This window comes from Pseudomonas sp. SWRI68, from assembly GCF_014269165.1.
In the GTDB taxonomy this organism is placed as follows: domain Bacteria; phylum Pseudomonadota; class Gammaproteobacteria; order Pseudomonadales; family Pseudomonadaceae; genus Aquipseudomonas; species Aquipseudomonas capeferrum.
Window position 1 is genome coordinate 49,941 of sequence record NZ_JABWRU010000026.1, and the last position, 11,338, is coordinate 61,278.

General features: G+C 51.9%; 8 protein-coding genes. 4 read left to right on the top strand and 4 right to left on the bottom strand.

Annotated elements, in window-relative coordinates:
• Positions 1 to 197 precede the first annotated feature (197 nt).
• Both HU770_RS24445 and HU770_RS24450 read right to left on the bottom strand, forming a co-directional pair.
• Entirely contained in the window at positions 198 to 1,619 is a 1,422-nt protein-coding gene (locus HU770_RS24445) for a UvrD-helicase domain-containing protein (protein WP_186666017.1), read from the bottom strand.
• The gene (locus HU770_RS24450) at positions 1,612 to 3,342 is read right to left on the bottom strand and encodes an ATP-binding protein (protein ID WP_186666019.1); all 1,731 of its coding nucleotides are present in this window, start codon (positions 3,340 to 3,342) and stop codon (positions 1,612 to 1,614) included. The genes HU770_RS24445 and HU770_RS24450 overlap by 8 nt, the downstream gene beginning before the upstream one ends.
• Positions 3,343 to 4,387: 1,045 nt before the next feature.
• Between HU770_RS24450 and HU770_RS24455 the strand changes: the two genes are divergently transcribed.
• The gene (locus HU770_RS24455) at positions 4,388 to 5,371 is read left to right on the top strand and encodes an ATPase (protein ID WP_186666021.1); all 984 of its coding nucleotides are present in this window, start codon (positions 4,388 to 4,390) and stop codon (positions 5,369 to 5,371) included.
• 275 nt (positions 5,372 to 5,646) lie between these two features.
• Positions 5,647 to 6,516, top strand: coding sequence for a DUF2971 domain-containing protein (locus HU770_RS24460; protein ID WP_186666023.1), 870 nt, complete (start codon positions 5,647 to 5,649; stop codon positions 6,514 to 6,516).
• Here the strand turns inward: HU770_RS24460 and HU770_RS24465 are convergent.
• Positions 6,507 to 7,127: a recombinase family protein gene (locus HU770_RS24465; RefSeq protein WP_186666025.1), complete on the bottom strand. Its 621-nt coding sequence runs from the start codon at positions 7,125 to 7,127 to the stop codon at positions 6,507 to 6,509. The two genes, HU770_RS24460 and HU770_RS24465, sit on opposite strands and share 10 nt — an antisense overlap.
• 235 nt (positions 7,128 to 7,362) lie before the next feature.
• Between HU770_RS24465 and HU770_RS24470 the strand changes: the two genes are divergently transcribed.
• Positions 7,363 to 7,920 carry a hypothetical protein gene (locus HU770_RS24470; RefSeq protein WP_186666027.1) on the top strand — a complete coding sequence of 186 codons (558 nt, stop codon included), beginning with the start codon at positions 7,363 to 7,365 and terminating at the stop codon, positions 7,918 to 7,920.
• A 192-nt stretch (positions 7,921 to 8,112) separates the two neighbouring features.
• Here the strand turns inward: HU770_RS24470 and HU770_RS24475 are convergent, their stop codons facing one another.
• On the bottom strand, positions 8,113 to 9,744 hold the full coding sequence (locus tag HU770_RS24475) for a hypothetical protein (protein ID WP_186666029.1): 1,632 nt from the start codon (positions 9,742 to 9,744) through the stop codon (positions 8,113 to 8,115).
• Between the two features lie 84 nt (positions 9,745 to 9,828).
• Between HU770_RS24475 and HU770_RS24480 the strand changes: the two genes are divergently transcribed.
• Positions 9,829 to 11,085 carry a site-specific DNA-methyltransferase gene (locus HU770_RS24480; RefSeq protein ID WP_202883873.1) on the top strand — a complete coding sequence of 419 codons (1,257 nt, stop codon included), beginning with the start codon at positions 9,829 to 9,831 and terminating at the stop codon, positions 11,083 to 11,085.
• Positions 11,086 to 11,338 lie beyond the last annotated feature (253 nt).

Here is an 11,338-nt window from a genome sequence, read left to right on the forward strand (position 1 = left end):
TTAAGCTGTTCGCAACTGACCATTCGACTAGCCGCAGCTTTTTGTTTTTGCATTTTTTACTGTCATCTGGTTTTGAAATTTACCAGACGCTGTGTGTAACCTTTGGGCACAAGTGGATGGATTATTTTATGAAAAAGTGTAGGTGATCGAGGTCGTCATTCGCTTGGCCGTTTGAAGAAAGTGGTCTGAAGCTTCGTTCAACTCCGCAGCGGTACCAACTCTGGCGTTGCTGAGCACACTACAAGCTTACTCGAACCGCGCGTCAGCGCGACGTAGAGATGCCGGGCATCCATGTTTTCAGGTGAAGGAATGACGGCCACCTCGGCTTCCAAGCCTTTGAGTAAGAGGGTGCTGCCAATTGCGCGGCGAGACAACTGTCGACTCTCGTGGCGATTACGCTCCCGCTCGCGAACCGTGGCAGTCGAGAACGTGCAGTTCCCACTGGCAGCCATCTGTAAAGCTCGCAGGCATCCATACAGAACGTCGGGTCTATAAACACGTGCATTGTCCTGACGCATTAAGGTACGGAGGGCGTCTGCAGCCAATGCATAAGTAGGCGTGGCCGCGAAGGCCAGAAGCGCTGTTTCGGGGAGCGTCGCTGGTGTTCGCGCGGTGCCTCTGCGTAGGCAATCTAATCTCGGCAAAAGGGCAGAGACGCCGACCTGTGTCATTGTCTCAGCAGCGAAGTGAACGAGCCGCGTGACGGCATCGGTAGCTTCCAGGGTGAACGTGAGGCCGAAATTGGTGAGATCCGCAAGATCTACGGGCTCAACAGCGACGGCCCCTGGGGTTTGGCTCGCCATTTGCCGACGCCCTCGGGAATTACGACTATCGCCGATAACCAAAACTTGACCGTCCGGGGTCACCGAGCGCGTCAACGCTGCAGCCAGTCGCTGGCGTTCTGCGGTGGCTGGTTGCAGTTGAACCCATGTCACCTCGGCAGGGGTTTGGCGCAGATCGATGCTGCCGCCAGCATATAGGACGCCTCGGCAGTCCAGCAGCCATTGGCCGAAATGAGGTGTCCCGGCGTTAATCCATCGCCAAGGTCGGTTGAGTTCGCCGATCAGAGGAAACTGCTGTAGCACATCCGCATTCCAGTCGACTAACTGGTTACCGCCAAAGCCAAAGATCGCCTGCATCGGATCGCCAAGGATGCAGGTTGGTAACACTGTTGCCAGCGCAGTGACCAGAGAGTGCTGTACCAGGTTGCAGTCCTGGTATTCGTCAACAATAAGATGGGAGTACGTGGCAGCTAGCGTGTCACTGAGATGCCCACCTTGTAACAGATTGAGCGCTGCAAGGCGGATCGCGGGATAGTCGCCACCTGGGTTTCTCAATTCCAGAACAGTAGGTGGTAAGCCGCTGCGCGCAGGAAAGAAGCTCACCAGGCGCATGGCAAAGCCGTCCAGCGTGGCGATGCGGTACGCCGATGAAGGTACATTTTTGCGCTGCATCCGTAGACGCAGTGTGGTTATCCCTGCATTAGTATGCGTGAGGATGAGTATGGGCTTGGGGCCCACATGGTGAGCCAGAGTGTCGGCGATAATCTGTGTTTTGCCACAGCCTGCAGGTGCCGTAATGGCGCCCAAACGGTTGGCCAACAAATCGAACTCAGGCATGGGCCCACCCGTACAACTGATTGACCAACGTAGCAAATCCTGCTTCTACCCCGTACAAATGTGGACCGACAATATCCTTGGCCACGTCTTCAAATCTGGTGACGGACTTGAACCAGCCGTTTTTGCGAAGGCGCGAGGTTAAGCCGAGTGCTTGGCGCACTTCCATTGTGTACGGAGTGCCGGTGAGGCGTTGCGCGCGAATGTTTGCAAGCGTGATGGCTCCTTGAGAATGCGATTGGATGTGGGCGGCCACTAAATCTTCTTCGACCAGTTCAACTGCCCTCTCGAGCAATGCATCGATAGCGGAATCTGGCAAGCTGAGGAAAAGTTCGTCTTCCAAGGCGCGTCCCGCTCGCCAAGTCATGGTTTCCCCTCCGGCTGCGGCATAAGCCTGGACGACCGTATCAGTTGGTGGCTTGTCTGCGTCGACGAGGACTAGCACTCGATACCCTAGGCGTCGCAGGGCCAGCCCCCGAACGAAGCACCGGTCGGGTTCACCACCGCCAACATTCACATAGGCTGTGCCGGCCGCAAGCATCGAAGCGCCGTTTATAGAGGTCCAGAAGTGGTCCAGTCCGCGTATAAAACCAACCTCGCTCGCCCCTTCGCAAACTATGACGTTGCGGGCTAGAAATGCCTCCGGGTCGGCGCGGACCGTGCTTTGCACGTCGTCGTGTATGCCCACCTGCAGCACATGGGTAGCTTCGTCGTTACTCTTTCGGACGACGAAAATCTGATTGCCGCTGAGCTCTCGTATTGCAACTGGGGAATGAGTGGTCATGAAGACCTGTAGCGACGCAGGATTGTCCTTTGCGCCAAGCGAATTTAGTAGCCGAGTGAGCCGGTGAGGTTCCAGTCCGTACTCCACCTCATCAACCAGCACGATAGACGAACGCTGTGCGGCTTCGCGTTGCAGACCGGCTACCAGCAGCCGGGATGAACCGGTACCAAGGGCACGCAAAGGTACTCCAGCAGCGTCATGCGCCGTTATTGCGCCGTCGCCGATTGAAACCGCCTGGGCATCGAGCAGCGCCTGGACTGCACCGCCGACCGGAACACCTAAATTTGTCGCCGTTCGGGTTACTGTCTGTAATGTGCTACGCAACTGCGCTCCGGCTTGGTCGCCAAAGCTGAGCCTTGCTTCGCGCGCGGCGCGGGCGAGTTCAGCCGTCAGTTCCGGACGTTCTTCTGATAGACGATTTAGGACCGAATTGCGATTCCACGATAGATTGGAGCTGGCATACGTTCCTAGCTTGGCTGGTGCGATAGCTACCCTGTCCTTCCAGGCGATATTTCGCTCAAGGCCAAGTACCTTGGCTCGAGCTGAGATCAGTGTCCAAGCAGGCTCAAGATCACTTTGAACAGTGAGTCGAAGGACCAGGACAGTCTCCGCTCCTTGTCGTGGTTCTTCCTCTAATAAGCCTGTCACTGGATCGTACGCACGCAAATAATGTCCATAAGCATCCAGGTCCTTCAATGCGTCGGGGAGCGACCCAAGCGTCATGGTGATTTGAATTGGTTGAGTGACATCCAGTCGATAGAAATCAGTGTCCCCAAAGGATACGTTTCTCCGAGCTCCAAGGCAGATGTCGATGGCGTCCAAAATCGTACTTTTGCCGCTGTCTCCCGGACCTATCAGACAATTTAGACCAGGGGAAGGCTGCCAGCTCAGTGTGCGAATGGATCTAAAATTCTGGATCTCGATCTTGCGAATTCGTACCAAGGTCTTCCTCCTTCTATTCAAACGATCCCTGCAAAGATCCAGCGCTATGCGAACCGAATGGAAGCACGATGGCTAGTTACTATAGTCAAATTGCCATTGCGAGGAGGCCTGATCGTCTCTACCGAATGCGCAAGCCTGCCACTGCCGGAGATTGATAAGTGCGAAGGGCTATCGTCAGCATTCGGGTGAATGCGAGGCGCCGATGAATACTGCGTTCAAGCCTCCTCAGCGGTCGGCATGCTGCGTGACTTGAGCAACGTTTGTTCCTAGCTAGATGGATGTCGTAGCACGAGAAGTTTCGTGCTTATGGCAGGAGTCGCCAGCGTTGAGTGAGCTGTGGGCTTTGGAGACGTTACACCGACCCATATGTTACACAACCACAGCATCGCGCTCTGGATACTATGTAACCAACATAAAGGTCTTGTAAATCAGTTAGTTACAGGTTTTAGTTACACGGTTTACACCTGTTACACCACTTTGGCTTGTAGAGGATTAGCGACCCCACGCCCCCTATCGAATCCTGCCATCAGCGGAGCAAGTGCCTCTTTCCTACATGTCTTCTGGATGCCTAGGGGACCCTGAGAGGCTGGGCAAGATACGGGGCAGGAAACCCGCGGCTCTTTGTTAGCGGCAGGGCGCCCAGCTTAGTGAACTGGTGAATCAGGTGAACCGGGGTGAATTGTGCAGCTTCTTGAACACCAAGCCTTATCGTTACCGTACCCGCAAAAATCAACTTTTCACGCAGCTGTTCAGTTGACTTCAATGATTGAAATTTCAGTAACCTGGCGGCCAGTCCGCTAACACGATGGCGCGGGTTTCCAGCCCCGTATCTAGCCGCATCTCTCAGGGTCCCCGGCGGCCTCCAGAATCGGGTGGACGGGTAATGCTTCTGCCGCTGAAGGCACGATTGAATAGGGGGCATGGGGTCGCAAAATCCCGTCTACTTGAAGTGTTCCAGGCACTGGCTCTTCGAGACGGCCTGCGTTAGCCTCGATCATGGCTAACGGCCGACATAGCGATAAGGCTGTCCAAGGATGTGGATCGGATGAAAACGAACAAACGAATTACGCGCGCTTTCTGCGTGGAGCTGAACAAGGAAGTCTCGATTGCTGCTGCCCGGCGGGAGTACTTATCTCTTGAGCCACCACGTAATCGTTTTACATTTCTATGCACGAATGAGGAGTGCAGGGAGCTCAAAGCCAAGATTACTGGGGTGAACTATTACGTTAACCCGCAGGAGTCCACACAGCTCCAGGCCGCGCATTTTCGTGCTAACCCGAAAGATGAGCATAGTTCTAACTGTGAGTGGATCGAGCACGGCGCCGATGGAGACGGTGGCAAAAGTCGCCCTGGCGAGACGGAGGATCAGGCGAAAGTCCGCAGGGCCAAACGGAAGCTAGACGACTACATCGATATCTTCGACCCAACTCTGAAAGAGAAAACACGTGGCGGCGAACGCCCCGTTAGCGGCGATGAGGAAGCAGACGGTGATGGCCAACGCGAGGGTCGCCGTAGGACTGGCACCGATTCAAATGACAGGCGTCGAGGCCCCACGAAAACGACTGATCTCGAGAGGCTGGTGGAGAGTTACAGGAACGCCAAAGCGGAACTGTCGAAGGAAGAATTTAACCTCCTTTCCCTCCATGTATCGGGATACGGAGTAGTACCTCTCCGTTCGTACTTTCGCCACATTAGCGCAGCACAGAGCCTGGGTGACAACGGTTGCGTCTTGTTCGGTGGAGGCACCGTAAAACGGTACGGAGAAGGGTTCAGCTTCACCTTTTACGACACCCTTTCGGATCAGCGGGTTTCCCTTTACGTGCCACCAGCGCAAATGAGCTCCTACCGCTATCGACGATACCTGAAGGAGCTAATCGTTCAGAGCGAAGAGGTGAGATACGTCACCTTGTTTACGCTTGGGATACTCGAGGAAAGCCCCAAAGGCAAAGGGCTTGATCTGAAAGTCGAGGATCTTAGGCAGTTGGCTTTTGTACTCGGCCCACCGAAGGACGCTGTGGAACCAGCTTGAGCCAATCAGGAGTTAGCGGCCGTGCCACCTGATGGCGGGGTGCGCCGCAGGTGCGCAATCTAGGAAGCTCGTGATTTAGGGATACGTTTAGGGATACGTTTGTGCGGGTCCGAGCTAAAATACCAGTATTCACGATGATCTATGCCAGGTATTCGATTCCTGTCTCCGCACCATTAAAATCAAGGCTTTCAGCGATTCCAGTCCGTCCGGTCTCTTTCTCCTGACAGCAGCATGACAGCAAAAATCCGCTTTTTTTGGCGACAGGATTGGTGCTCTTGAGCGTTCTCTACCATTACACCAGTCAGCACGGATTGCTGGGTATCCTAGAAAGCAAATCCGTTTGGGCCACCAATACCCACTTCCTGAACGATCCGACAGAGTTCGTCCACGCCCTTTCATTCGCCGCTTCGCTAGCCAATTATTTTTTTGATAACGACTACTGGGAGTCGTTTGGCTCGGCTCTTCACCGCCACCTAAAAAGCATTAGGGGAAATGACCTTTACGTCTCTTCCTTCAGCGAAAAGCCGGATCTGCTCAGCCAGTGGCGTGGCTACTGTCCTGGAGGTAGCGGCTACTGCATTGGGATCGACCGGGCCGCAATGGCTGAGTACTGCGAAGAACGCGAGCTGCAGCTTGAGCCATGTCTGTACGGTCATGATGAACAGCAGCTCAAGGTCACCGAGATCATCACATCCTGTATGGCCTTGTTCCCCACCATTCCCATGAGTCTGGAGCAGTTTCATGCGCTCGACACCAGGGCGAAGGTTGAATGCATGGTCGAGTTCAACGAGCGACTCAGTGGTGATCTGAAAATGAAAGCTGATCTGGCGCTGGATGTGATTGGCGAGTCGCTCCTAGAGATCGCTCCGCTGTTCAAGCATGAGGGTTTTCACGAAGAGGCCGAATGGCGGATCATTACCAACCACCCTGTTGAACAGGTGCGTTTCCGACCGGGGCCCTCCTACATCATCCCTTATGTGTGCCTGGATTTGCTGAAAGAGAAACCAGGTGCGCTCAAAAAGGTGATCGTTGGCCCAAATCCGAATCAGCATCGAGCCGCAAAAGCTGCAGAGTTCCTGGTCAAGCAGTACGGTTACAGCCCTGACATTGTGAGCACATCAGCTATCCCGTTTAATTACTGGTGATCGCCTAGCTCACGTATCCTCAGCACTGTGGTGGTAGAGCAGTTCGCGTGCCTGGCCGTGGCCCGGATGCCCAAACCGGCGCCCAGCAACTCCTTCACCCGCTTGTGCAACTGCTCGTCAACGGGTCGGCCCTGGTACTTGCCGGCGGCCTTAGCCTTCTGAATACCCTGAGCCTGGCGCTCGCGACGCTGCTCGTAATCCTTCCGGGCGATCGCCGCCATCATCTCCACCAGCATCGAGTTGATCGCGGCCAGCATCCGGCCGGTGAACTCGTCGCCCTGCGTGTCACGCATACCCTGATGGCTGGTGGGCAGATCAAGCGCGACGATACGCAGGCCCTTGGCGTCTATTGCGCCCTTGAGCTTGGCCCAGTCATCGGCGGGGAGGCGGGAAAGGCGGTCGATGGATTCGACCAGCAGAACGTCACCCTTGCGGGCATCCTTGAGCAGGCGCAACAGCTCCGGCCGATCTGCGGCGGCACCGCTGGCGTTCTCCAGGTACTCACAGGCGATGACCTTGTTATGGTCGCTGACAAACTTTTCTAGGGATGCCCGCGCGCGGCCGGCGTCTTGCTCTTCGGTGGATGCGCGAAGGTAGGCGCGGATGAACATAGTGCAACCTGTATCAGTTAGGGTGTTGTTCTAACGGTGTTGCACTTTGGGTGTTACTTTTCAAGCGAAAAGGCTGATAGAGGCTCGAATTGCCCGTATCAGCCTAGGCATACCAAAAAGGAACACAGCGGCTGGAGATTTGCATCTCTACAAAAAAGCTCTTAAATCTCTATTGGATTTCTACAGAGTTGATGTAGTCTTAAATGATCAAGCTATCCTCCGAAGGATCTCACCCATGACCAATATTGCCGAAAAAGTCGATAGCCCCTCCTGCCTAGCGGTTTTCACTTGCCGGGGACTTCAGCGTATTCTGCGAGAAGGAGGCAGCCAAGCATGGCGCCTATCGACCAGCAATGCATCGAAGATACGCTACATCGTATGCGTTCAGAATCGTAACCTTGAGTGGGGGAATGCGTCCCACCCACACGGCACGGCATTTTTGGTAGGAAAGATTTCAGGAGTTGAATCTCTAAAGGAGGACTCCAAGGGCGACGTTAGAAAGATCGTAAAGATTAGTGAGTATGCCGAGATTGACGTGCCCGACTGCTGGGATGGTGGTAGGAATCCGATTGCATACATGAAGCTAAGTGATTTTGGCCTGAAACTCGATGAGTTGGATTTCAAGCCAGTCCCAGTTCTAACAGAGGCACATCGAATAGGTGGCAACGCTCCGATTGCCGAAGATGAATTGCCCGAGGACCAAGTAGGGCTAAGCATCGAGCAAGCTAAAGGGGGGCTTGCCATCAGCTTGGGGATCAGAGCTGAACAAATAGAAATTTTAATTCGAGCCTGATGGCTTAGCTTAACTACTACCAGGGCGATAAAAAGCCACCGTGCGGTGGCTTTTTTATGCGAGCTATCAGCTCAGAAATATACCGCTGATTCAGTTCAATTGAGGTTTCTCACCATCGAACACTTTTAATCTAATCCCCCAAAGCGAGGCTCAGGAACCATATATCTGACATAATACTTCAATTATAAAACATCAATGAGACTGATTTATTACCTTTTCTTCAGTCAGCCACTCCAAATCAGATGCGAACTCAGCAATATTTAAAGAACTATACTTGAAGTTCTTCTCAATAGACTGGGCTAGGGAGGTGCTGTCCGATCCATAGGACGGACCATATCCGGGTATAGTGATACTCCGACGCATGTCCTCAGCAGTTATCAAATGACGCCCAATGATTGCGACAGTATCAATTATGAACAGCCTGCGAGCAAGAGTAACTCTATCAGGATTTAGCTTTAAACAATTACCAGAGATGGACATTATATTTTGACCAATGGAGTACGTGATACCCCGCTCTATTTCCAGCAACGAATAACCTTCATCTATCAAAATAGATTTAATTTCTTCAATGTTGCCATCATCGGTTCGCACTGCCGCATGCTCAATCTCAATCGGAGTAATGAAGCCAATAGATTGCAACTCTCGCCTTAATCTTACCCACAGCGACCGAACCTGTATTACAGAGTGCGTATCCTTCATTCGAAGCATATGTATCAGGTCACCGCGCAGGGATGCGAAATATCCCGCCCCATCTAAGAACTCCACAAAGCGAGCATCTTTATGCTTACTTCTGGTGAAGGGGCGCGTTGCGACTGTTTGGTCGACTACTTTATGCGATACACTTCCAGAGTCGCCGGCATAAAACTGAGACTGTATGAATATCTTAGGAGACCAACCTGCTGTTTTGTAAGGAAGCGCAAAATCATACGCGCGGGTTTTAGTTTTCTTTTTGCCACCCTCAGTAACTTCCTGGCTACCTATTATTACATCGGTCAAATTGTAATCAACATCAGGCTCCAACCCCAGCATTTGCAGCTTGTCCCGCAAGATAGTTTCTGGAACGTGGCCTGCGGACGCGGAAACCGAACCTCTTATTTTGAATATAATTGAAGGCGCGATAAGGGCCCTGGCGGCCTCAGGTGAAATCTCCAAGCAGCGCATATACGACCTACAGACAGCCCAAAACTGCCGAAAATCGCTCCTATCAACCATAATTAGAGAAATATATTCATAAGTTAGTTGTAGCGCGGCCCCTCGGAGATCCATGCCTTTATCTGAAGCAATTTTTCTAGACTCTAAGTCTGCGTGAGAAGCGAGACCTCGCCCGAGCTTCGTGGACAGGTCAACGCATTTTATTGTTTGCCCGAGCGGTTTTTCCACAAAATCCGTTACTGTGCGAACGCCTTTCTTCGTTGTAAAGACCCGCTCAGGGAAGCTTGTTATGGCCTCATCCTGTAGGAGCTTTATCATAAAGTGGTTCTTTAGGTTATTGTCGGTTGCGCCAGTCACCGAAAACAAAAGGTTGAAAAAACCGAAAATGAACAAGGAGGCGTCTTTTTCAGCCCGCCACGAATCCCCAGAAGCGCTGTGAGCTAACGTTAGTGCCTGCTCTATAACCGAAGTAGCTAGAGGGTGTATAGCGCAGTCTTCGATGGCGCCGAAATTATTCAGCCTAGGGGCCAGGCTTTCAATTACATGCGCAATAAGGGATAACTCATCCCTGAAGCGACCGCTAGACTTTATTTCAACAAGCTGAGGCGTTAGCCAGGCGTCAAACTCTACAAGCTTTTCCTCTAGAGTTAGTGCGATTTCAGGGATTCTCATTCTTGAACGTCCATGCAGTTTTTTAAAGCGCTTTATAAGTGGCTCGCCATATAGTATCATGTGGAAATTGGCGAGGGTCTAAATTTGTCTTCACATACTAATCAAATGATATCTGAAATTGCAAGCCTGCTGAACCTTCAAACGGAGCTTCCTCTTCAGGCGTCAAACCTGAATGTCCGCGAGGTGGAAGAGTTTTTCTCACGTCAGTTGGATGGCTTATTGATTAGAGGTGACAACCTAAGCGCCTTGCAAGAGCTTTCCAAAAGCCGAGAAGGCTCCATAAATCTTTGCTATATTGATCCTCCATACAACACATGTAATAAGTTTGTATACAACGATACTCGTCTATCTGATGAGAGAGGGGCTTTTGGAGTCCATGCGGCCTGGATGGCATTTATGCTTCCTCGGTTAGCATTGGCCCACCAGCTGCTGTCTGAAGATGGATTCTTATGTGTAAGTATTGACGATTACGAACAGCCATATTTGAGATTGCTACTGGACTCTATATTTGGTAGCAACAATTTCGTTGGAAACATCGTAGTTGTGAGAAGCAAGAATGGCAAAGGGAGCAGTCGTAACATTGCTGTGAATCATGAATATTTGGTTGTGTACGGCAAAAGCAGCAAGTCACAGGTTATTGGCTTGGGTGACGATGTGAGCAAGTATGACAAGGTGGATGAATACGGCAGATTCAAAATAGACGGGCTTTTCCGAAAGAAAGGTGATGCTAGTCGTCGCGAGGACCGCCCTAATATGTTCTACCCTTTGTTTTACAACAAAGATGGGCATGTGTTCACGCAATACGCCGAGGGACTATCTACAGCTTATCCCGTTGACAGCAGTGGGACGGAACGTCGCTGGCTATGGGGACTGGATAAGGCGTCCAAGGATTCTTGGAAACTTTACGCCAGCAAGAATGGAGTGATATATGTCAAAAACTATAGCTCACATGATAAGAAGGTGAAGCTTCGCAGCGTGTGGGACGACAATAGTTACCTTACCGAGCGAGCGACTAAAGAAATAAAAGATATATACGGCGACAAGGTGTTTGAAACGCCGAAGCCGCTAAAGCTTATTGAGGATGTGATACTTTCCCTCTGCGCACAAGACTCGATGATATTAGATTTTTTCGCCGGAAGTGGCACTACGGCCCAAGCCGCTCACAACCTAAATGTTGTTGATGGTGGGCGTCGGAAAGTTTTGCTAGTTGAGCAGTCCGCAGGCATACCTATGAACCATATTGCCTATTCGAAAGGATTCAAATGTATATCCGAGATAACTGTCGCGAGGCTTGCCCATATAAAATCATTACACCACGATTATTCTTATGCGGTAGTGTAATGGATGTTTGCAAGTAACTAATTTTTCCCGTTTTGGCGCAGAAAGCTAAACTGCGCCAAAATCAGCCGCACCTTCCACCCTCTCGAAACGCCCCTAAAAATCTCAAGTTTCATAATTATGAGTGCAGTCTTCTCAAACTGACCGAGTGCGATCCATGAACCCCACCTACCGCCAGATGGAGCTTCGATTTACCGTTGCATCTCCGGTGAGCAGTTCCACGGCAGCAGCGCTTCGTAGTCCTCTACCGACGAGG